This is a genomic window from Ensifer sp. EB106-03-01-XG145 (assembly GCF_058792075.1).
On record NZ_JBYTEC010000028.1, the window covers coordinates 1 to 20,835 of the forward strand.

24 protein-coding genes and 3 pseudogenes are annotated in these 20,835 nt (G+C 58.2%); 9 read left to right on the forward strand and 18 right to left on the reverse strand.

Going from position 1 to position 20,835, the window contains the following annotated elements; translation table 11 throughout:
• Positions 1-74 precede the first annotated feature (74 nt).
• Both tnpB and tnpA read right to left on the reverse strand, forming a co-directional pair.
• Positions 75-260 (reverse strand): IS66 family insertion sequence element accessory protein TnpB, encoded by a 186-nt coding sequence (gene tnpB, locus AC3WWH_RS31145; RefSeq protein ID WP_082641033.1) that lies wholly within the window; start codon positions 258-260, stop codon positions 75-77.
• Positions 241-663, reverse strand: coding sequence for an IS66-like element accessory protein TnpA (gene tnpA, locus AC3WWH_RS31150; RefSeq protein WP_082641035.1), 423 nt, complete (start codon positions 661-663; stop codon positions 241-243). Before tnpA ends, tnpB begins: the two co-directional genes overlap by 20 nt.
• Positions 664-1,370: 707 nt before the next feature.
• Here tnpA and AC3WWH_RS31155 point away from each other — a divergent pair.
• Both AC3WWH_RS31155 and AC3WWH_RS31160 read left to right on the forward strand, forming a co-directional pair.
• Positions 1,371-1,781 carry a hypothetical protein gene (locus tag AC3WWH_RS31155; protein WP_058323797.1) on the forward strand — a complete coding sequence of 137 codons (411 nt, stop codon included), beginning with the start codon at positions 1,371-1,373 and terminating at the stop codon, positions 1,779-1,781.
• A gap of 562 nt (positions 1,782-2,343) precedes the next feature.
• Positions 2,344-2,728: pseudogene (locus AC3WWH_RS31160) on the forward strand (ABC transporter permease subunit); the annotation flags it as partial.
• On the opposite strand, the gene aac(3) reads toward AC3WWH_RS31160, so the two are convergent.
• The 5 genes from aac(3) to ugpB all read right to left on the reverse strand — a co-directional run bounded on the left by aac(3) (position 2,729) and on the right by ugpB (position 7,977).
• Complete coding sequence (aac(3), locus tag AC3WWH_RS31165) at positions 2,729-3,562, reverse strand: aminoglycoside 3-N-acetyltransferase (RefSeq protein WP_058323800.1); 834 nt, start codon at positions 3,560-3,562, stop codon at positions 2,729-2,731.
• 258 nt (positions 3,563-3,820) lie between these two features.
• Positions 3,821-4,870 carry a sn-glycerol-3-phosphate import ATP-binding protein UgpC gene (locus AC3WWH_RS31170; protein WP_058323801.1) on the reverse strand — a complete coding sequence of 350 codons (1,050 nt, stop codon included), beginning with the start codon at positions 4,868-4,870 and terminating at the stop codon, positions 3,821-3,823.
• Entirely contained in the window at positions 4,870-5,718 is an 849-nt protein-coding gene (gene ugpE / locus AC3WWH_RS31175; protein ID WP_058323802.1) for a sn-glycerol-3-phosphate ABC transporter permease UgpE, read from the reverse strand. The genes AC3WWH_RS31170 and ugpE overlap by 1 nt, the downstream gene beginning before the upstream one ends.
• 7 nt (positions 5,719-5,725) lie before the next feature.
• Positions 5,726-6,607 carry a sn-glycerol-3-phosphate ABC transporter permease UgpA gene (gene ugpA, locus AC3WWH_RS31180; RefSeq protein WP_057251362.1) on the reverse strand — a complete coding sequence of 294 codons (882 nt, stop codon included), beginning with the start codon at positions 6,605-6,607 and terminating at the stop codon, positions 5,726-5,728.
• A 65-nt stretch (positions 6,608-6,672) separates the two neighbouring features.
• A complete protein-coding gene (gene ugpB, locus AC3WWH_RS31185; RefSeq protein WP_058323803.1) occupies positions 6,673-7,977 on the reverse strand; it encodes a sn-glycerol-3-phosphate ABC transporter substrate-binding protein UgpB in 1,305 nt (434 codons plus the stop codon).
• Here ugpB and AC3WWH_RS31190 point away from each other — a divergent pair.
• The gene (locus AC3WWH_RS31190) at positions 7,940-8,233 is read left to right on the forward strand and encodes a hypothetical protein (RefSeq protein ID WP_162752587.1); all 294 of its coding nucleotides are present in this window, start codon (positions 7,940-7,942) and stop codon (positions 8,231-8,233) included. The two genes, ugpB and AC3WWH_RS31190, sit on opposite strands and share 38 nt — an antisense overlap.
• Positions 8,234-8,272: 39 nt before the next feature.
• Here the strand turns inward: AC3WWH_RS31190 and AC3WWH_RS31195 are convergent, their stop codons facing one another.
• Both AC3WWH_RS31195 and AC3WWH_RS31200 read right to left on the reverse strand, forming a co-directional pair.
• Positions 8,273-8,866 carry a general stress protein gene (locus AC3WWH_RS31195; protein WP_058323805.1) on the reverse strand — a complete coding sequence of 198 codons (594 nt, stop codon included), beginning with the start codon at positions 8,864-8,866 and terminating at the stop codon, positions 8,273-8,275.
• 21 nt (positions 8,867-8,887) lie between these two features.
• The gene (locus AC3WWH_RS31200; RefSeq protein ID WP_057250042.1) at positions 8,888-9,208 is read right to left on the reverse strand and encodes a PepSY domain-containing protein; all 321 of its coding nucleotides are present in this window, start codon (positions 9,206-9,208) and stop codon (positions 8,888-8,890) included.
• Between the two features lie 233 nt (positions 9,209-9,441).
• Between AC3WWH_RS31200 and AC3WWH_RS31205 the strand changes: the two are divergent.
• A pseudogene (locus AC3WWH_RS31205) lies at positions 9,442-9,603 on the forward strand (hypothetical protein); the annotation flags it as partial.
• Positions 9,604-9,685: 82 nt separating this feature from the next.
• On the forward strand, positions 9,686-10,096 hold the full coding sequence (locus AC3WWH_RS31210; protein ID WP_082641039.1) for a low temperature requirement protein A: 411 nt from the start codon (positions 9,686-9,688) through the stop codon (positions 10,094-10,096).
• Between the two features lie 150 nt (positions 10,097-10,246).
• Here the strand turns inward: AC3WWH_RS31210 and AC3WWH_RS31215 are convergent, their stop codons facing one another.
• Together AC3WWH_RS31215 and AC3WWH_RS31220 are read right to left on the reverse strand one after the other, a co-directional pair.
• Complete coding sequence (locus AC3WWH_RS31215; RefSeq protein ID WP_057250048.1) at positions 10,247-10,546, reverse strand: PRC-barrel domain-containing protein; 300 nt, start codon at positions 10,544-10,546, stop codon at positions 10,247-10,249.
• A 168-nt stretch (positions 10,547-10,714) separates the two neighbouring features.
• Positions 10,715-11,935, reverse strand: a complete 1,221-nt coding sequence (locus tag AC3WWH_RS31220; RefSeq protein WP_058323808.1) for an NAD(P)/FAD-dependent oxidoreductase — start codon at positions 11,933-11,935, stop codon at positions 10,715-10,717.
• A 299-nt stretch (positions 11,936-12,234) separates the two neighbouring features.
• Between AC3WWH_RS31220 and AC3WWH_RS31225 the strand changes: the two genes are divergently transcribed.
• The gene (locus AC3WWH_RS31225; protein WP_058323809.1) at positions 12,235-13,317 is read left to right on the forward strand and encodes a zinc-binding metallopeptidase family protein; all 1,083 of its coding nucleotides are present in this window, start codon (positions 12,235-12,237) and stop codon (positions 13,315-13,317) included.
• 138 nt (positions 13,318-13,455) lie between these two features.
• On the opposite strand, the gene AC3WWH_RS31230 is transcribed toward AC3WWH_RS31225, so the two are convergent.
• The 5 genes from AC3WWH_RS31230 to AC3WWH_RS31250 all read right to left on the reverse strand — a co-directional run bounded on the left by AC3WWH_RS31230 (position 13,456) and on the right by AC3WWH_RS31250 (position 16,381).
• Positions 13,456-13,752 (reverse strand): pyridoxamine 5'-phosphate oxidase family protein, encoded by a 297-nt coding sequence (locus tag AC3WWH_RS31230; protein WP_058323810.1) that lies wholly within the window; start codon positions 13,750-13,752, stop codon positions 13,456-13,458.
• Positions 13,753-13,755: 3 nt separating this feature from the next.
• The gene (locus AC3WWH_RS31235; RefSeq protein WP_058323811.1) at positions 13,756-14,163 is read right to left on the reverse strand and encodes a hypothetical protein; all 408 of its coding nucleotides are present in this window, start codon (positions 14,161-14,163) and stop codon (positions 13,756-13,758) included.
• Positions 14,164-14,170: 7 nt separating this feature from the next.
• Positions 14,171-15,028 (reverse strand): TIGR02587 family membrane protein, encoded by an 858-nt coding sequence (locus AC3WWH_RS31240; RefSeq protein WP_058323812.1) that lies wholly within the window; start codon positions 15,026-15,028, stop codon positions 14,171-14,173.
• A 555-nt stretch (positions 15,029-15,583) separates the two neighbouring features.
• Positions 15,584-15,793: a CsbD family protein gene (locus AC3WWH_RS31245; protein WP_058323813.1), complete on the reverse strand. Its 210-nt coding sequence runs from the start codon at positions 15,791-15,793 to the stop codon at positions 15,584-15,586.
• Between the two features lie 339 nt (positions 15,794-16,132).
• The gene (locus tag AC3WWH_RS31250; protein ID WP_058323814.1) at positions 16,133-16,381 is read right to left on the reverse strand and encodes a hypothetical protein; all 249 of its coding nucleotides are present in this window, start codon (positions 16,379-16,381) and stop codon (positions 16,133-16,135) included.
• A gap of 162 nt (positions 16,382-16,543) precedes the next feature.
• Here AC3WWH_RS31250 and AC3WWH_RS31255 point away from each other — a divergent pair.
• Positions 16,544-16,768 (forward strand): annotated as a pseudogene (locus tag AC3WWH_RS31255) (YciE/YciF ferroxidase family protein); the annotation flags it as partial.
• Positions 16,769-17,087: 319 nt separating this feature from the next.
• On the forward strand, positions 17,088-18,053 hold the full coding sequence (locus tag AC3WWH_RS31260; protein WP_058323815.1) for a 3'-5' exonuclease: 966 nt from the start codon (positions 17,088-17,090) through the stop codon (positions 18,051-18,053).
• A gap of 258 nt (positions 18,054-18,311) precedes the next feature.
• On the opposite strand, the gene AC3WWH_RS31265 is transcribed toward AC3WWH_RS31260, so the two are convergent.
• A complete protein-coding gene (locus AC3WWH_RS31265; RefSeq protein WP_082641040.1) occupies positions 18,312-18,617 on the reverse strand; it encodes a DUF982 domain-containing protein in 306 nt (101 codons plus the stop codon).
• Positions 18,618-19,235: 618 nt separating this feature from the next.
• On the opposite strand from AC3WWH_RS31265, the gene panD reads away from it, so the two are divergent.
• Entirely contained in the window at positions 19,236-19,688 is a 453-nt protein-coding gene (panD, locus tag AC3WWH_RS31270; RefSeq protein WP_058323816.1) for an aspartate 1-decarboxylase, read from the forward strand.
• Positions 19,689-19,749: 61 nt separating this feature from the next.
• On the opposite strand, the gene dinB is transcribed toward panD, so the two are convergent.
• A complete protein-coding gene (gene dinB / locus AC3WWH_RS31275) occupies positions 19,750-20,835 on the reverse strand; it encodes a DNA polymerase IV (RefSeq protein ID WP_058323817.1) in 1,086 nt (361 codons plus the stop codon).

Below are 20,835 nucleotides of genomic sequence, written 5' to 3' on the forward strand. Positions count from 1 at the left end.
CTCTGCTTCTTCATTCGTCCGTCCTTTAATGGGCCGGACTCTAATCCAATCTGGAGGAAATTCGCAGTGGCAGGTCAACGATCAAAAAACAGCAGCTTCATCCGGTCGTGACGGCGATTGCAAAAGGCAAAGACCGCGGGAGCAAAGGGATCAAGCTCCATTACCTCCTGCACCAGAACTGCAAGGCTGTTGATGCCCGCGCGGAAGTCGATCGGTTCCCGATGCAGGTAGACCTTGAGGTCAGCGCCCAGTCTGAACACGGCTCAACGCTCCTATAATCGCCGCCAGTCCATCAACATCGCTGCATTCCACCGTCAGGCTGACCCCGTTCGGCAGTAGCGCGCTCACCTTGGATGCATGAGAGCGCTTGCCCAATGGCTCCGTCTTCGTCAGTCGATCGCTGGCAGAAGACGAGTGCATATCCGCAGCAATCTGAACCGGAACGAACGCCGAGACCAAAGGCAAAGGACGCTCCTCTCTGGCCTTCTTCATCCACTTCCGAACGAGATTTGCATTGACGCCATGTTCCAGCGCCAGCCGCGAGACCGAAACGCCGGGCTCTAAACACGCCGCGACAAGCTGATCTCTTGAGGCAGGGTCATATCGACGGCGACCGTCGCGACCAACAAGCCGCACCTGCAGTTTAGGAGCATCTTCATCCATGATTTGGTGTCCACCTATCTTTTGGTGGACACTTCATGCCTCACAGCACTGCGCTTCAGAAGGCGCGCAGAAATTCGCGCTTACGACCTTCTCGACTTCCAAGCCGTGGCGGGCCTTCATGCGCTCCTGTTTAACACGGAGGAGTGGGGTGACGACGCCCTTCGCATCGATGACTTGGCGGCGCCTCATGGCGACATCCCAAAAGGCAAAGTCTGCCCTGTTTAGGTGCAAATCAGCACACCATTGATGGTCAGCGTATATGAGCATCGAGCCATGAGGGATTGGACGCCGACAACGCGGTACAGGGCGAGGTCCGCAACGCCTCCCGTAGCCATGGCGGTGGCGGACCGATGTAGCTGAAACGGGAAACCCAGCGACCTGACCTCGCAACAACCGAAGTAAGACTAAGACCTTTGCGGCGAGCAATGGGACTGAAGTCCCATAGCGGAACCTTTAGCGCCACAATACCTCTCTTAAAAGCTCCGCACGCCGAAGCGACAATCGATGAATTTCTTGCCCTCGCATGCTTTCATGCAGACCACCGGGGCCAGAATCGACCCTGACCGTGGTCCCTTGACTACCTCATCGGCTCCTCAGGGAGCCTTTTTTGGCTGGTGCGAGTTGGCTGTGGTCTCAGCCAGGGGCAAAGGCAGTTCGTTGCCCACCGCGCTAAGTGCGTTTTGCGTACGAAAAGCCGTGGAGACACTATGATCACGCGTCGGATGATCCTGACAGCATTCTGGTCGGCAGTCTGCACCCTCGCCATCTCTTTGCCCTACAGCCTCGAAATGTCTAGCGCCGGGCTTGCGGTCGTCAAGACGGTCGCCTTCGCTGGCAATGGTAATGGAGGCGGAAGTGGCGGGAACGGTGGCGGGAGTGGTGGCGGCAACGGAGGTGGGAATGCTGGCGGCAACAGCGGTGGGAATTCGAAGTCCAACAGCTCGGGTCGTGGGAACGCAAAGGCCAATGGGCACAATGTCGGCGTTCGCCACGAAGGCGGCATTAGCGAAGAGATTGTGAATGGCCGCTATATCATGAAGGATGCCCGCGGACGCACCATCATCAACCGCCGCGCGACGGAAAACGATAGAAAACGGATAGATTCATTCTTGCATTAGGTGAGAATAGGCGCACGGAGCCGGTTGCGCCATCCTTGTTCGACGTGGATCAGACTTCGCGCGCATCGCGTAGTACCATGGCCGCCTCAGTGCGGTTGCCGACGCTCAGATTTGTCATGATCTGCGTCATCTCCGCGGGGCCATTTGACTAGTGCTGTTGCCTGTTGCTCCGCACGACCTTGCTCGAACTCATCGTCATGAATTGGGACGAGGACTGGGCTTGTCAAATTGATGAGCTTACCCACTTCGGGGGATGGTTTATTCGCCGGTACTCGTCAGAGAGAACAGCGCCTGATGCAGTCGGCGAAAGGTCTGTCAGTCATTCTGCCTTGCGCCAGAAATTGTAAGAGCGCCCAAACAAGGGCTTCTGCGCTGTAGTAATCCAAAGGGACTTCGATGTTCGCGCCCGTGAATGAGGTCAGTTCAAGTGTCCCAAGAAGCGGTTCCCGTGAGACGATACTGATTTCGAAACCCTGAAACTCTGTGGTTATTGTGGTCCGATCGTCTTCCATCTCTATCCCCTCCAGGCAAATACTCTGGCAATAGAGCGCTGAAAGGTTGGCTGGGTCCGCGCAACCGCCTCCTTTTCTTTCGCGGCTCGATGCGCACACTCCTCCTGCTGCCCATGGTGGTGCGTGCCTTGCCGTCGTGCTGGGGGTCGGCATGCAGTGCTGCTGGCGGGCTTTAGCCTCACCAATCGCTACATGGGCGTGATCATCGACCACACAGTCGTGGCGGTGCCCTTTGCGACGTCGTTGGACGAAGTCGTCCTCACGCTCTTCGTCGCAGGCCCGAACCAGCGGACGTTGGCACGGCAGATGTTTTCCAGCATCCGTGAAAATATCAGCCCTGCGATCGCGGCAGCAGCTTTTCTCTTCATCGCAGGGACGGTCTTGATCGGCCTCGTTGTCGTTGTGTCGCGGTCGATGATTGCGAAGCGGCTCTAATCAAGGATCGCTCATGTGTGACGATGACCTTTCGCGAAAACGGCTCTCAAGATAGGTCACGCCGAAGGAAACGATGTCCTGCGCATCAAATAAATAGCTGCATGCGTCTCCTACTCGGCCAATCTGGTGCCGTTCGAGGGCAATGTATGCACGCGCGATCGTTTCCACCGCGTCCGGCTGTCCATCGACCGCAAAGCAATCCAGGATGCCGTTTGAGTCGAAATCCTCCGTCAATTCCCAGATCGTTTGACCGTCTGGACCTAGGAGCGGCATCTCGTAGGTCACGCGGCGTTTACCGGGAATATTGGCAATAGCCTCGGCATAGTGCAGCGCGGTCACGGAGGCGAGCGGAGCACCAAGCAACAGAACTTTTCCACCCAGGCGGACAAAACGTTCAAGAGGCGAGCCTTTTCCCAACGCCTGTCCAAGACAATGTGGCTCTGTGAGTGTTTCCGCTAGAGGACCGATCGCGACCATTGATGCGTCCGGGTGAGCGCTTCGTCGCGCACCGCGATTTTGGACGAGAAACCGATTGAGCATGCCGAAACCTCGATATGTTGCCGAGGTCGCAGAATCAAAGGGTGGCCAATTACGACGCAGTTCCTCATCCATCTTAGCGCCGTTCAGTGTTTCCTCATAGGGTGATCGGTCCCATGAGGCATATCCCATCACGGTGCCCGTTGGCCCGATAGCGTCGAGAAGAGCGCCGACGACAGTGGCCGCACCTAGCTCGACACCACCGATGGCTTTCAAAGAGGCATGGACCATCACCAGGTCGCCCGGTTGGATGCCCAGTCTTTGAAGGTCCGCTGCGATTTCTATCCTGGTTTTCATTGGAACTTCTCTTCGTCAGGGCGTCGGCTTGAAAGCTCAGCAGAGCACTCCATCCTGAGGATCGCATAATGTCATCGTTGGGAACGTTGGCTTTTCCGTCGAGCGCAGATGTCCGCCATTTTCATTGGTGCCCCTGGCTGCTGAAGTTCAGGCCATGTGCGATTCAAAGGTAAAACGTGATGGCGAAATCGTACCTTTCCAAGTACTCATATATGATCGGGGGCGGTGGTCAGGCTCGATTGCAATCTGCGAGACGACTTATCCATGTCGGTGGCCGTTTGCACTGAACATATGGAGAGCTTCCGCACCGGCCCCAACTTTCACCTCGTCGCCGACCTCGTTGCGCGCTCGCCCGGAAACTCGGAAGATCAATTCGCTGCCGTTTTTGAGCCGACCATGCAGAAGGCTCTCGGCCCCGACTAGTTCGATACCGTCGATCCGGACCGTGGCCACGAATGGCAAACCGGGTGAATCGGCGAGTATCGGGGAAAGATCCTCGGGGCGGATGCCGAGCGTATAGTCGGCATTCGGGCGCACCACATCCGGGGATAGCGAGCACCCCGCCGACATGTCCTTGCCTTGCAAGAGATTCATCGAGGGCGAGCCTATAAAAGTGGCGACGAACGTTGTCGCGGGTTTCTCGTAGAGCTCCAGCGGTGTACCGACTTGTTCAATCCGGCCGGCATTCACGACGACCAGCCGATCGGCGAGCGTCATCGCTTCCATCTGATCGTGCGTGACATACACGCTCGTCGTTCCGAGCGACCGCTGCAGCCGCTTGATCTCTATACGCATCTGTCCGCGCAGCTTTGCGTCCAGATTGGAGAGCGGTTCGTCGAAGAGGAAGGCGGCCGGTTGCCGGACAATGGCCCGCCCCATCGCGACGCGCTGGCGCTGGCCGCCCGAAAGCTGGCGCGGCTTGCGGTCCAGGTAGGGTTCGATCTCCAGCGTCCTGGCGGCGGTCGCTATTCGCCGGTCGATCTCGGCGGCCGGCGTATTGCGGTTCTTCAGCCCGTAGGCGAGGTTCTGGCGTACGCTCATGTGCGGGTAGAGCGCATAGTTCTGGAAGACCATGGCAATATCGCGTTCGGCCGGTTCCACATCGTTGACACAGCGCGTGCCGATGAGGATATCGCCGCCGGTGATGCTTTCGAGCCCGGCGATCATGCGCAGGAGCGTGGACTTGCCGCAGCCCGACGGACCGACCAGCACGACGAATTCGCCATCCGTAATGTCGAGCGAGACGCCCTTGATCGCTTCCACCGTGCCGTAGGTCTTGCGGACGTCTTTGAGGGTAATCTCAGCCATTACTTTTCTGTCTCCACAAGACCTTTGACGAACCAGCGCTGCATTAGCACCACGACGAGGATAGGGGGGATGATCGCCAGGATCGCGGTCACCATGACATAGTTCCAGGGGGTCGAGGCGTCGGTGAAGTCGATCATCCGCCTGAGCCCAATGATGATCGTATTCATCTTGGCGTCGTTGGTGACGAGCAGGGGCCAGAGGTACTGGGTCCAGCCGTAGATGAAGAGGATGACGAAGAGCGCGGCGATGTTAGTTGCAGAGAGTGGCAGCAGGATGTCTCGCATAAAGCGAAACGGCCCGGCATTGTCGATGCGCGCGGCTTCCACCAGTTCTCCCGGTATCGTCAGGAAGAACTGGCGAAAGAGGAAGGTCGCCGTCGCCGAAGCCATCAGCGGCAGCGTCAGGCCCGCATAGGTGTCGATCAGGCCTAGGTCTACGATCACCTTGTAGGTCGGCAGGATGCGCACCTCGACCGGAAGCATCAGCGTGATGAAAATCATCCAGAAGAACAGCATCTTCAGCGGAAAGCGGAAAAAGACGATCGCGAAGGCGGAGAGAAAGGAAATCACGATCTTGCCGACCGCGATTGCGATCGCCACGACCGTCGAGTTGAAAAGCAGCCGTTCGAGGCTGACGCCGACGACGCGCTCGACGCCGCCACCGACTGCTTCCTTGTAATTTTCCACCAGATGGTCGCCGATCGCGAGCGACATCGGCGGGCGCACGATCTCGATCGACGTGTGCGTCGACGCGACGAACGTGTAGTAGATCGGAAGCGCAACGATGAGGATCCCGATCACGAGCACCAGGTGGCTGATCAGGGTGGAAATGGGGCGATTTTCGATCATCGGCGTCTCACGAGTAATGGACCCGCTTCTCGACGAAGCGGAACTGGAAGGCCGTCAGCGCAACGACGATGATCATCAGGATCACTGATTGGGCCGCCGAACTGCCGAGGTCGAGATTGACGAAACCGTCGTTGTAAACCTTGTAGACGAGCGTTTCGGTGGCCTTTGCCGGTCCCCCGCCGGTGACGGCATGAATGATACCAAAGGTATCAAAGAAGGCGTAGACGGTGTTGACGACCAGCAGGAAGAACGTCGTGGGCGCAAGAAGCGGAAAGACGATAGTCCAGAACCGCTTGCTGCCGCGGGCGCCGTCGATCGCGGCGGCCTCGATCAGCGATTTCGGGATCGCTTGCAGGCCGGCGACGAAGAACAGGAAATTGTAGCTAATCTGCTTCCAGGCCGCCGCAACGATGACCAGCCACATCGCCTGGTTGCCATTGAGGAGCGGATCCCAAACAAACCCGTTCCGGCGCAGAATGTAGGCGAACGTTCCCATCGCCGGATTGAACATGAAGAGCCAGAGCATGCCGGCAACGGCGGGGGCGACCGCATAGGGCCAGATCAGAAGCGTACGATAGATGTTGCGTCCCCGCACCACGCGGTCTGCCGAGGTGGCCAGCAGGAGCGCGAGAGCCATAGACAACAGGGCCGTCGCGAGACTGAAGACCACCGTGACCTTCAGCGAATGCAGGTAGTCCGGATTGGACAGGATCGCCTGGAAGTTGGCGAGGCCGACGAAACCGGATTTCAGGCCGAACGGATCCTCGCGCAGGACCGACTGGTAGAGAGCCTGGCTTGCGGGCCAAAAGAAGAAGACGATCGTCAGGACGATCTGAGGCGCAAGCAGAAGATACGGCAGCACCTTGTTGGGAAACACGACGGACTGCATGAAACGTCCCCTCCATGGAATACCAGTCCGCACCGCTTTGCGGTGCGGACATTTCGTTTAGAGGTTCAGTTTCCGATCGCTGCTTTAATTGCAGCGTTTGCCTTCGCTACACCTTCACTGAGGGCCGTCTTTGCATCCTTCTGGCCAGCAAGCATCGCTTCGAACTCTTCGTTGAGGATGTCTCGAACCTGCGGGAGGTTGACGAGGCGAACACCCTTCGAATTTTCGGTGGGAGCCTTGCCCATCATCTGCTTGATCGGCGTTTCCCGGCCCGGATTCTTTTCGTAGAAGCCGGACTTCTTGGTTTCTTCATAGGCTGCCAGCGTCACGGGCAGGTAGCCCGAAACCTGGTGAAGCTGGGCCTGGGTTTCCGTTTTCGAGAGGAAGTGGAAGAACTCGGCCACGCCCTTGTATTCGCCGTCGCTCTTGCCGGCGAAGACCCAGAGACTTGCGCCACCGGGGATGGTGTTCTGCGGACCATGGCCTTCATAGTAGGGAAGCTGGCCGACGCCATAGTTGATCCCCGACTTCACGATGTCGCCGAGACCGCCGGATGATTCGGTCAGGATGGCGCATTCGCCTGACATGAACAGCTGCTTTGCTTCCGATGTGCGGCCGCCATAGCGGAACGTTCCATCCTTGGCGAGGTCGGCAATCGACTGGAAATGCTCGACGAAGAGCGGCGCGTCGATTTTCAGTTCGACTTCGAGGCCAGAAAGGCCGTTCTCGTTCGTGCCATAGGGCACGTTGTTCCAGGCGGAGAAGTTCTCGGTCTGGATCCAGGTCAGCCAGGTCGATGTGAAGCCGCAATTTGCCGCCCCACTCGCCTTGATCTTCTTGGCCGCCTCGAAGACCTCGGGCCATGTGGCCGGTGGCTTTGCGGTATCGATGCCGGCCTTCGTGAAGGCGTCTTTGTTGTAATAGAGGATCGGCGAGGACGAGTTGAATGGGAAGGACAGCATGGTCCCGTCAGCCTTGGAATAGTACGCGACGATGCCTGGCAGGTACTGATCCTTGTTGAACTCGTAGCCGCCCTTCTGAAGGACGTCCGCCACCGGCACCACAGCGCCCTCGGCGCCCAGCATCACGCCGCTGCCCGCATCGAACACCTGCAGGATTGCAGGCGCCTGCTTGGAACGGAAAGCAGCGATGCCCGCGTTCAATGTTTCAGCATAGGTACCCTTGAACACTGGAACGACCTTGTACTCCGATTGGCTCTCGTTGAATTCCTTCGCAAGCCTTTCAACCGTTTCGTTGTTAGCGCCCGTCATGGCATGCCACCATTGAAGTTCCGTCGCCGCGAAGACATTGGAAGCAGCAAGGAATGAAAGCGTGGATGTGGCCGCAAGAGTCCATTTGAAAGCTGACATGGTGGTTCCTCCGATTATTAAGACGACAATGTCTGTCTTGATCGCGTCGACCCTCCTCGATCAAACGCGATTGACTTTCGTGGCGAAAGTAGGCGGATTAAAAACGAACGGGAACGAACCTGCAAGAGAAAATGGAATGGCGAATTCCCTGCTGCTTTTCGGTGGAATTTTCGTTCTGTTTCATGCCTTCGAGCCGAATGGCGTCCTAGTTAGCAATAAAAAATCGGCCCCGAGCGGGGCCGAAATCGAGTTCTAGGGGCTGGGTAATAAACGCTTTGCAGCCCTCCCGGTCCCGTCAAAGCCTGTAGCGGAGACGCTCTTTTTCGATCTCCTCGGGAGTGTAGGGATCGAGCTCTTCGTCGAAGCGTGTCCAGCCTTGCTCGAGGTAAGCCGCGCGGCGTTGTTCGGGATCTACCCAGCTGCCCCGGCGTAGGATGGCCTGGGCGTCCGCGTAGAGGCTCTCATCAACCCGGGCGGTGACAACAGCTCCGCCGCGGCGCACGCCTTCGGCATAGACATGGGCATGTTCTTCGGGAACGCCGGATTCGGTCATCGCGCCGATCAGTCCCCCCGCAGCGCCACCGGCGACTGCGCCTGCTGCTGCACCTGCTGCCGTTGCGGCAAGCCATCCCGCCGCCACCACAGGTCCGACACCGGGAACAGCCATGACGCCAAGCCCGGTCAAGAGACCCCCGATGCCGCCAACTGCAGCACCTAGACCTGCGCCTGTGCCTGCGCCCTCGGCAGCATTGCTGTCTTTGGAGTACCGGTCACCGACATTGTTAGAAACGATACTGATATCGTCAGACGGCACGCCGCGATCTTCCAGTGCGCTCACCGCCGCGCGTGCATCGGAGTAATCGTCAAAAAGTCCACTAACGGTTTTCATGTGGGTTCCTCGCTGCTGGGATTAGTTGGCGACCACGTTGCCCTGGTAGTCGAGTGCGATCTGGACAGATTTTCCGTCCTTCATGGCGCTGCCTCGCCAGACGCCCTCGCTATCGAGTTTGAGACCGGCAACGTCGGTATAACCGGCTTCAACGATGCGTTTCTTGGCCTGTTCTTCGGTGAAGCTGTTTGCCCCGGCGACCGGGGCGGTGGGATTGGTGGAGTCCGGCGTCGCGACGGCCGGCGTGTCACCGTTCGTAGTGGCCGGAGGCGTCGAAGTCTGCGCGAGCGCGCCAAAGGTCGTTGCGCCGAGGAATACCGCGGCGAGCAGCAGTTTTTTCATGATGTCTACATCCTTGTTTTCAGCCCGTGGAAGGCACTACCGGTCAAACTTTGCTCGAGTTTTTTGGTTCCCGAGTTTTTTGCCGTTCACGCAATGATTTCGACTTCTCGAAAAATACGTGTCGACCTCCTCGAATTCGGGGTAGGGAGGCTCAATTGGCGTTGCGACGGTTGGCAACAGACGCCTCGAAGCCGCGCCTACATGGCATCCATGCCCTTGATCGCATTCTCGAGATGCGACTTGCACTTTTCCACGTCATTGGCAGTCATGGCTTCTTTCGCTACAACGTTCCCGGTTTTGCGCCTGCGGCCCGGGAAACTCTCATTCTTTCCAGAGAGCATCTGGCGGAGCGGTGCGCCCTTTTCGTTCTTATCTGTCTGGGCGACACCATTCTTACCACGGGCCGTAACACCGTCGAGCATATGGATGCCGATCTGACGTTCCCGGTCTTCTGCAGCGCCTTTGTAAGCCGTCGCGATGTGGTGGATCTATTTTCATCGCGGGCAGGAGGTCGCGGCAGAAAAAGCGGAAAAGGCGTCACGACCGGAATCTGTGGCCCACAATCTTTTCACCTATGGGCATCTCCCGATCGTCGTCGGAATTATTCTGACGGCGGTCGGGCAGGACTTTTCCCTGTCGCACGCGGAGAAGGATGCCAGCCTGAAGACAGCGTCGGTCGTGGTTGGTGGTCCGGCACTCTTCCTCTGTGGGAACATATGGGTGAAGCTGTCGGCGGTGAGCCGATTGCCTGTGTCTCACATAGCCGGCCTGATGGCGCTCGGATTGCTGATGGCAGCGTTTTTGTTTCTGCCCACCTACGCCCTCAGTCTTGGCGCGACAATGAGCCTGCTTGTTGCCGCCACATGGGAATATGCCGCACTTAGGTGACCGGTGGACGCGCCGCCAGCGCACTGAGGAAACCAACCCGCCGTCTGCCTGACGACGGGTTGGCCGTTTCTTTTTTGAGGGTGGAAGCCATGTTCATGTTGCCATCGCATGGCCACATTCCATGATGCAGCTCGAGCGACTGCGCTCGCGTCATGAGTCGAGGTGCTCTGGCATTTCCTTGAGCTGATCCTTCGTCCAGGTGGTGATGGCGTGAACGTCGCCGTCATCGTCACGCATGAAGTCGAGATCCGCCAACGGCACGGCGACCGGTTTCGCGCCAATCCCGAGGAAGCCGCCAACATCAATGATCGCAGTGCTGTTGGCGCCGACGCCGTGAAGGTGATCCACCGTTCCGACCTTGTCATCGTCTGCGCCGTAAACCGTCGCGCCTTCGAGGTTTGCTGGTATCAGTTCAGAAGGATCAAGGCGCACGTGATTGGTATGGTCCATCTCTTTGGTCTCCGGTTAAGTCGGACTGAAAGAACCGGCTCAGCGGTAAACGGTTCCATTGATGAAGCAGCTTTCTGTTGGCCTTGGCCTGAGAGAAGCCTCCTCTGCTGCGATAAGTCACAAGACGATTGCGAAGGTGACCCGCGTCCAAGGCGAGGTCGCGCAACCTCAGCGAAACGCAAAAAGTTCACTGTCCGGATCCTGGTGCCCCAATATTGCTGACGACACGATCTCCGCGGCGATCTGGCTGTAGGTGATGCCGTTTCCGCCATATCCCATCACAGCATAAACGTTGTTGAGCCCTGGAACCGGACCGATTATCGGAAGCCCGTCGGCGGTCACGCCGAAGGCCGCTGCCCATTGATAGGCGGGCTCGGCGATCGGTATTTTCAGGAGCGCCGACAGCTTCGCCCGCAAGGTTTTGGATTTGGACTTGAGTTTGATGGGGTCCTGAAATGCTGTGGGGCTTTCTTCGTCCTCACCTCCAACCATGAGGCGGCCATCCGCAGTCGAGCGAAAATAGAGGTAGGGATCCGATCCCTCCCATAGCACATAATCCTTGAGCCAACGGGGCCTCGGATGATGCGGTCTGGTTGCAAGCGCCCAGGTGGAGAAGATCCGATGCTCTTGATTGGCCGCGACATCGAGGAACTCGTAGCCGGTGCAAAAGACGACATGCCTGGCCTGTATGATTTCTCCTTTTGATGTCGCGACGGCGTTCCAGTCATCGAAGCTGCGAACGTCGGTGATCTCAGTATCTCCTACGATCGCTACACCGTCTGCCTGCGCCTTGCGCCACAGGCCGGCGGTTAATTGTGCGGGATTTGCGGACGCGGAGATGGCAGACGCGATCGCAGCGGTCCGCTCCAGCCCAAACTTTTCGCGCAGTTGCGCGGCATTGAAAAACACCGCTGAAATGCCAGCCTTTTCGCGTGCCTCCGCCTCTGTGGCGAGCGCTCTTGCACCATAGGCATTTCCAGCGAGGTAGAGCGAATACTTCCGCTCGAGATGGCAGTCGATCCCAAGATTATCGACAAGCGAAGTTAGCGTTTCCACGGCCTTGGCGGAGCGTTGCCAAGCGCGCCGGGCTTTTGTTTGCCCAAGCATCGCCGTGAGCCTATGCAACGGCATGTCGATCTCATGCTGGATCATCGCGGTGCTGGCTAGAGTGCTACCTTGCACCGGTTGCCGTCGATCGACAACGAGGATTGTCATGTTTCGTTTGGCAAGGGACAGGGCCATCAGCGCCCCTCCAATGCCGGCGCCGACAATCAGCACGTCGACGACGTTGGCAGGGATGCGCGGTTGTACCGCGACCTGGATCTTCCGAGTGGTTTCCCACAATGGCTGGAAGGACCGCAGTTTGCGCTTGCGCGTAATTGTCTCCAATTCGTGGCTCTCCTATGTGCATTGTACTTCGGGCAATAAGCGGCCACGACCAGCCATGAACTCTCCCCCATGCCGCGTCAGGTAGCGGAGACATGAAAAGGACATGGGCGGGGTGGTCGACTAGTCAAGTGCTCGGTCCAACGCTCGCCGGTCGAACCCGGCAGAGCTCCGACTTAAGGCTTCCCCCCTGAGCCTTTGCAAATCGGGCGAGGCAAACGGGAAAAATCTGATGAGTTGCCTCGCCGGATCTCGTTTTTCGCGCGTTAAGCGATGCGGCGAGGTTGCAAGAGGTGTTTGGCATGCGGCTTTACCAATGCGATATCAGCGGGTTTCCGCTCTATTTCGACAATCATTTCTGCGTCGGGGCCAACAATGCGCCGGTCGGGTTTGTTGCAGACACATTGACGCTGCACACTCTCTTGGAAGTAGGCGACGGTTTGTGGAGCATTCCCTCACGGCCTGGCGAAACCTGGCGGTTCTGTGCCAACGCAGCCATAGATGGGAGCAACTGGTTGGTTGCGGCCGACGATCCAATTCGTCTGGCAATTCCTGCACGTTACAATCGGCTCATCCCCAACACCGATACCCCGGAGGGTCTCGCTAGGTTTCATAGAATTGGCGCGGCCCAGCGCCATCTGTTCTATTCCATTCTGCGCTTTGGCCTTCCGTGTCCCGGAAGAGACGTCGACCCTGAAGACGGGCTGGTGTTCGACTTTCTGGAAGATGCAGTCGATGAAGGCGGCGACGTCAGCCCTGCGATGACCGGGCACCAGAATGGGTTGATCAGTCTTCGAGCGGCAGAGGCTGATGACATCGTTCGCGAGACCGTTCGTGTTTCGATGGGGGAGCCCTACCGAACCCTGCTTGGACACTTTCGCCACGAGATCGGTCACTTCTATTTTCAGCAATTGGTGCGAAAGGGCGCATTGCTCGAGGAGGCACGCGCTCTCTTTGGTGACGAGCGCGACGACTACGCGGCCGCGCTCCAGAAAAGCTACGACAACGGGCCAGTTGCGGACTGGCAGGATACCTTCATTTCCGCTTACGCAAGCAGCCACCCATCTGAAGATTTTGCCGAATGCTGGGCCCACCTGTTTCACATTGTGGATACGCTGGAGACGGCCAGATCCTTCGGGCTATCGATAGAACCGTTCCGTCACCACGCCCTTGGGGCGGAGGTCGATTTTGACCCTTATCGGGCGCAGAATGCTCAGCAACTGGTGGATGCCTGGGTTCCGATCAGCCTTGCCCTTAACACCTTCCAGCGATCCATGGGCGAACGGGACATGTATCCGTTCGTTCTTTCGCCACCGGTCATAGCCAAACTCGATTTCATCAATCGGCTGGTTGCAGAAGCGCGCCTTCAAAACGGTCGCGCTTAACCGGAGGCAATGGGACGCTGCGACGAAACGAGACTAACAGGCATGCCGTCCTACGGGATCGTGACGTTCCCGCTTTCGAGATCGCTCACCCAGTGCTTCTTGAACATCTCCCTGTCCTTGACGAGAGTGGCGTTCCCTTCAATTGCAATGAATATGCCGGGATTGCTGAGTAGTATAGGTGAGGCCAACCTGAGGGTCGGCATTGATGTCGGCAATCTTGCGCGAGTCCCCGTAGTAGAAGAACCATGAGGCTCCATCATACTCCAGGTCGCCATTGTTGCTCATCGGTCGGCTGCAGATCGCGCCATCCGCATTCTTTGTCGAGAGCATTCCAAAATCGATGCTCTTCAGCTCCTTCGAGGTGTCCCTAGCGATTGCCGGCCTTAACCGTGCCCGTTCAAAGAGGTTCCCTGGCGGCCCGAACAATGTCGCCATAAGCTACGGCTCGCTGAAGCCGGTGGCAAAAATCCGGGATCGCCCGGCGGGATCGTTGCGAAAAATCAATCCAGCACGCGTCCTTGAATGCATCGGGACGTAGTCGAGTGTAATCTCGACCGTTTCGATAACAGTGTTTCCGGCGGTGATCTCGCCACGCACGGCGACGTCGGCGGCAGTCCGGTCGGCCGCGTTCTCAACGTCGAACATGACCTGATATTCGCCGTCCCGGCTCGCGCTGCTGATCGTCTTGACCGACAGCTCGGGAGCTCCATCGCTCTGCGTCGCAGCTTCGAAGCCGACCCACCCGATCAGGGCTATCACACCGATGGTTGAGACCGACCCGGTGAGCCATTCGATCCAGTGACCTTCGCCACTTTCAATCGGGCGGGATTTCGACGGTTTCGCCATAGGTCACCTAGAGAATGAGCCGCGCGGCTGCGGCGCCGATCGCGCTTGGAAATGCAAGCACTACCGTACTCATGATCGCCTGAGTCAGTTCGATCCCGTCCAGCCGATGAAACGTCCAGAGACAGTAGAAGCTGATCGCAAAGGCAACGGCGTAGCCGGGGAGGGTGAAGCGGACAAGGGCATGCCAAACGGGTGTGCCTTCTTCCAATTCGTGCCCGCCCGAAAACGACAGCGCGTAGACAAAACCATGCATCAGCACAATGGACGAAACGATGAGTGCGATTGCGTGCCAGGGTGACATCTTGAAGGAAATCAGGATCATTTCCTCGGTCGGGGCGACATTCAATCCGAGAAACAAGGCGCCGACGGCCATCATGAAAAGTTCGCCGCCATAGCCAATTTGCGTGTCATCGTCGATCGGGTCCTGTGCGTCCTCGTCATCATCGTCGCGTCTGCCCAGCTCGCTGCGACCAAGCAATGCACCGATACTGGCCGGAACCGTCTGAATGGCGATCATGCCTGCCGCCTCGGGCAAAGCCTGCTCGACACTTAGAACGCCTATGGCAGACAGCACGCTAGCGCTGGCCAACAGTCCCAGGAAATAGGCAATGCTGGCATCGCGCACTGCCTCATGCCAGGTCGAAATGTTTTCAAACCCGATCTGGCGCGCAAGAAGGATGAGCAAGGGGATGTTGACCAGGAGCACCAGAAGGAGCCTCGATCGATCGATATAGAGCCCAAGTTCCCACATCTCCATCGTCAGGAACATAGGCAGCGCAAAGAGCAGAGCGCCAGCCAATCCGCGCGCCAGGCCCTTAGCAAACCGACTATGGTCGAAATCAACACGCGTTTGCTCGATCGCCATTTTCTGTCGCCTTTCGGTTGCCATCTCAAAACGTCGACAAGCTCCGCAAGTTCCTGGTCTTGGAGGGACGGCCCCCCGTTCTGCAGTCTAAGTTCAAAGGTTCAAGGGTCCGGCCATTCCCGGATCGCGTCGGCTGCAGCAAGGGATGCGTCGGCGCGCGCGGCCGCTCCCAAGCCTGCGGAACAACGCACCAATCAGAGGGTTGGGCGCAGGAAAGGAGGCTGGCGATGGTTTTGATCCTGCCGGAATTCGATTGCAGAGGCGGCGAGGGATCCGACATCTCGGGCCTCGTTGCGTCGATCAAATGTGCCTTGAATGCGGAGGCATCATTGGAGACGCGAAACCTCACATTCAGGGTGCTTGGAAACAGCGTCGTTGTTGAAGGCGCAGTCGACCTGCCAGGGGGGCGCAGACTTTGTTCAGCGGCTTGCTGAGGGTCTTGCCGGTCCCGGCCGCGTCATCGTCAGGATCAGCTGTCCGCGCGATTAAGCCGCGGTGGACACATTCGAGCGGCCGGTGCTGCCGGGCAGAGCCCCGCAGCCCTTGCAATGAAGGTTACCGGTCGAAGGCCTGACGATCGTACCAGTCGTCCAGCTCGCGGCGAACGCGGTCCATCTCGATCCCATAGAGTTCCTGGATTCTGCCTTCGAGCTGTTCGCGATTACCATCGATCCGATCGAGGTCGTCGTCAGTAAGTCGGCCCCACTGCTCCTTGATTTTGCCTTTCACCTGTTTCCAGTTTCCTTCGACACGGTTCCAATCCATGACGGTTCCTCCTTTTGCTTCGAACCGTAGCCAAACCCGGGAGCGGTGGTTTGGTTCTCACGTTCGTTGATGTTCGGTAGGCAATCTCGGCGTTTTGTTGGGAGCTTCCACGTGGCGACTGCCGGCGTCTGCAGAGAGGCACAAGCCTGATTGAGCGGGCCCCTCAAAAAAGGGCCTCCGACGAGGGAGGCCAAGGGGGCGTATCCGGGTGCACGTCAGACCAGACCTCGCTGCATTGGTTCCCTCCGACGGCAAGGGAACGTTTGATCGTCGAGGCGGTTGGGCGGGCCTCAAGAACGAGAGATACGAATGCCCCGCGGGTCGGGCTTGCGCACTAGGTCAGTCGCTAAGGCCTATGCTGCGCTCGCGCATATACTGATCGAGATTAGAACGCGAGGGACCGAGTTGGACGAAGATCTCTCGGGCTTTCATCGGTGTGAGGCCATATCTGGCAATGAATTCCGCCAGGTCGTAATGGTCCCGATAAACTGTTTCGGCAGGATCTACGGCCCTGGCGCGGACCCTTCTCGGCACGACCTGTCCGTCGATTAACTTAAGCTCGCGCAAAGCGGGTTGGCTTTCTTTCATTTTTTCCTCCCTGTGGGCGTATCGACGCTTCGCCGGAACCTGTGTCGAACGAAGGCCGTGCGCCCGCGAGTCAAGTCTTCCAAACCCCATTTTGTTCCCGTTCGGAACCTTTGCAGCTGGGCTATGTTGGAGCGGCTCCACCAGACCGCAAAGGAGGTTGCTATGCCAGAGAAGACGCTTGAAACGCTGTTTCATGATGGCCTGAGGGACATCTACTACGCTGAGGGGCAGATTCTGAAAGCGCTACCGAAGATGGCACGCGCGGCGCAATTGCCGGACAGCAAGGCAGCGTTCGAAAAGCACCGGGACGAAACCGAAGTCCATGTGGAACGCTTGCAGCAGGTCTTCGAAATTTTTGGCAAGCGCGCCCAGGGAAAGACTTGCGAGGTTTCGCGATCTCAAAACGTTCTTTCGACAGCCTCTAAGGAGCGTATCGCCCTTCTAGGGCAAGGCGTTCTCTGTTTGGCGACACCAGCGGATTTGCCAGGATCATTTTACCTTGTTAAGGGCTGGGAGCGAGATCTCGAATAACGCTTTGGAACCGTCGTGGTACCGCTCGCCGAGGTCTCGTCGAGCGCGATGAAGGAGAGGTGAGGATTTCGACCGTTCCGTGATTCCTCCTGAATTGTTCAGATGGATGGCTTATAGCGGAATGCGCCGGTATTGCAGCCGGTGAGTCGATCGATGGTGGTTCCGAGTTAAACGAATGACGCAGCAGTTCGATCTGTTCGTCGCGAACGATGCGACAAATCAGAAGGCGGTTGGTTCGCCGGCGAAGCGACATCCTCCAACCGCGCTCAGCGAAGAGGATATGGTGCGCGTGCTTCGTGAAACCGGGCGCTACCGCATCCTGAAAAAGCTTGAACCGCGTCCCGTGACGATCTCGCCGCACCCCGGGTTTCTGTTAAGAGGCGTAATCGTCGATACCGAGACGACTGGCCTCAACCATCGCAAGGACGAGGTCATCGAAATTGGTGTCGTCGCGTTCACATTTGACGATACCGGCGCTGTCGGCGCTGTCACGGGCGTCTACGGCGGTCTGCAGCAACCAAGCATCCCAATTCCGGCCGAGGTCACGCGGCTGACCGGTATCACCGATGAGATGGTGGCCGGACAAATGATCGATCTGGCGCAGCTTCGGACCATCGTCGAGGACGCCGATCTTGTGATCGCGCACAACGCCGGTTTCGATCGGCCATTTTGTGAGGCACTTTCTCCCGTTTTCACCGGAAAGGCATGGGCCTGCTCGGTCTCTGAGATCGATTGGTCGGGGCGCGGCTTTGAAGGCACCAAGCTCGGATACCTGATCGGCCAGACTGGCTATTTTCATGAAGGGCATCGGGCGGTCGACGATTGCTTCGCCTTGCTCGAGGTGCTTGCGCAAGCGCGCACCGAGGACGCGCGTACGCCGTTTGCCGAACTCTACGAAGCGAGCCAGCAATCGCGCGTGCGCATCTTTGCCGAAAACAGCCCGTTCGACATGAAAGATCATCTAAAAGCCCGCGGCTACCGTTGGTCGGACGGAAGCGACGGCCGTCCGAAGTCGTGGTGGATCGAGCTTCAGGAAGATGCGCTGGACGATGAACTGCGCTATCTTCGCTCCGAAATCTATCGCTGGGATGCTGACCCTCCGACCAGGTATCTCACCGCCTTTGATCGCTTCAAGGCCTGAAGGTCGATTGACATCGATCGGATTCAAACGCCGTCGGGCGGCACGAACAAGCAGTTCACGTCTGACGAAGATCGACCGCTTGGAACAAGCCTACCGCGAAGAGCGGAACACGTGCACGAGATCGGAAGAACTGGCACGCCGTAACCGGGGCAGAGCGGACATGTGGTGCAACGACCTCCAATGCCGGGGACTCGATGACTTGGAGCCCGGCTTTCTTGCCCGTCGGTGCCTGCGGTTTTCGTGCGCAAATTGGCGTTGTCAGGCCAATGGCTTGTTGCCGTGAGGTCCCGAGCGCGCATGGTAGTGGGCAGCAACTGCTGACGTTGCCATGCCAGCCTCCAAGCACGCGCCAATGAAGGCCTCGCGCGCGACTGCAGATGGAACCGAATGGTTCAATGCGCCCCGGCACGTCATCACGGCTCGTTCATAGCCTTGTCCGTGCCGTAACGGCCATTCATGTTCTAGAAAATCCAGCGCGTCGTAGACGGATGCGAAAATGCGGTTGGCTCCTGACTGTAAACGAACAGATAACGGAACCGCCCAAGGTATCTCAGGAAGGCGCATAATGTCCTCCTTCTGCAGGCTAATGGTTTGAAAAAATTAAAATAAATTATAAGGGAAACTATACAGCGAGAAGCCCCGCCCTTCAACGTTGATACGGTAGTCATCTCGGGGGGCAGGGCTAGTACTTTCGCCTTACGGATTGCGAGAACGCGGTGAGGGAACCTAGTGCCGGCCTCCAGCCATAGGTATCGCGAGGTGTCCGCGGTGGACTTAGGAAGGACGATGGAGCTTGTCTGATCGCTGCCGCGCAAAGCGTCTCGAAACTGCAGGTAAGCAGCGATCAGGAATACTCGGCGCGTTTGTGGCGGGCACCGAGTGTCACGAGATCCGGGGTCGTCATTTGAGCAGGTTGATATATTAGCAAAGCCGTACCGGAATTGCCGAAAGCGACCTTCCTTGCGGGGGACTTTGTTCGTATCTGAGTGCATCGGCTTGGCCGATGGAGTTTTTCTTCCCCGCGTTCAGAGAGCCATCTGGGTGCGAACCTTGCCCCGCCTTCCCCGGCGGGGCTTTCTTTCCAATCTTTCCGCTTGGCGATTGTCGGAGCGCGAAGATTTCCGCCTCGGTCGGCAGCGCCAAGGCGCGAGGAACCTGATCAACCGCGAGGCGTGACAAAGCATGAGAAAGCTGGTGGCAGGGAAGCTCCATGGCATTTATGTCACCGAGGCGAACCTCAACTATCATGGGTCGATCACCCTTGACCCGGACCACTGTGAGGAGGCCGGCATCTTGCCGATGGAGTTCGTCGAGATCTGGAACAAGAATTCCGGGGCGCGCATCTCCACCTACGTCATCCTCGGTGAACGCGGGTCCAGGTGCTGCATCCTCAATGGAGCGGCCGCACGGACCTGCCAGCCCGGTGACCAGATCATCATATGCAACTCGGTCTACCTCGACGAAAGCCGGCTTACTTCCTTGAAGCCGAAGATCCTGACTTTCGACGAAAACAACCACGTGCAAGATCGCCTCAGCTACTCGGTGGGGGTCGATGCATCAGGCAGATACACCTTCGAAATCCTCGACGAGGCTGAGACGGCATTGCCGATGCCGCTCATGGTGTCCGGCAGCTGATGGTTCGCTGAGAGTGCCCAGGCCCCGCGGTCGCTGGCGCGGCCGGCCTTTTGCGTCTTCCTCAAAGCGCGAATGAGAACTGCGGCGCGCTTTCGAGTCTGGCTGGTTCAAGCGACGACAGGGTCACACCCAGCAACCGGATGCCTTTTGGAGCAGGGAAGAGCGGAGACAACAGTAGTGTCATGACCGCGGTAAGCTCCGCGGCATTCTCGATCGGTGCCGCTGTTGTCTTGCTTCGCGTGATCTGCGTGAAATCCGCCCATTTCACCTTCAGCGTCGCGGTCTTGGCGCGAATGCCACTCGCCTCGCAATAGCGCCAGACCTTTTCGATCAGCGGTTCGAGACCGGCTCGCGCGGTTTCAAAATCATGGACGTCCACTAAGAACGTGTCTTCCGCACCGATGGACTTGCGCACCCGGTCGGCCTTCACCTGGCGTTCGTCGACGCCGCGGGCGATCCAGTAGAAATAGGGGCCAGATTTTCCGAAGTGTTGCTGCAGGAAGGCGATATCGTGAGCCTTCAGGTCGGCGCCCGTTTCGATGCCGAGCTTGTGCATGCGCTCGGCGGTTGCCGGGCCGACGCCATGGAATTTCTTGACGGGCAGTGCCTCGACGAATGCCGGACCATTCTTCGGTGTAATGACGAAGAGGCCATCGGGTTTGCGTTGGTCGGAAGCCATCTTGGCGAGGAACTTGTTATAGGAAACGCCGGCCGACGCCGTAAGCCCGGTCCTTGCCCTGATCTTTGCGCGGATCTCCTCTGCAATCTCGGTCGCAACCTCCATTCCCTTGAGGTTCTCGGTGACATCCAGGTAGGCCTCGTCGAGCGAGAGCGGTTCGATCAGGGGCGTATATTCGGCAAAAATCGCGTGGATCTCTCCCGAAACCGCACGATAGGCGTCGAAGCGCGGTCTCACGAAAATCAGCTCCGGGCATTTCCGCTTGGCCGTGACGGACGGCATGGCCGAATGGACGCCGTATTTGCGCGCCTCGTAGCTTGCGGCTGCCACCACGCCGCGGGCCTCGCCAAAGCCAACGGCGATCGGGAGCCCGCGAAGCTCGGGATTGTCCCGTTGCTCCACCGATGCGTAGAAGGCATCCATATCGACGTGGATGATCTTGCGCAGTTGCCTGAGTGTGTCTGTCAC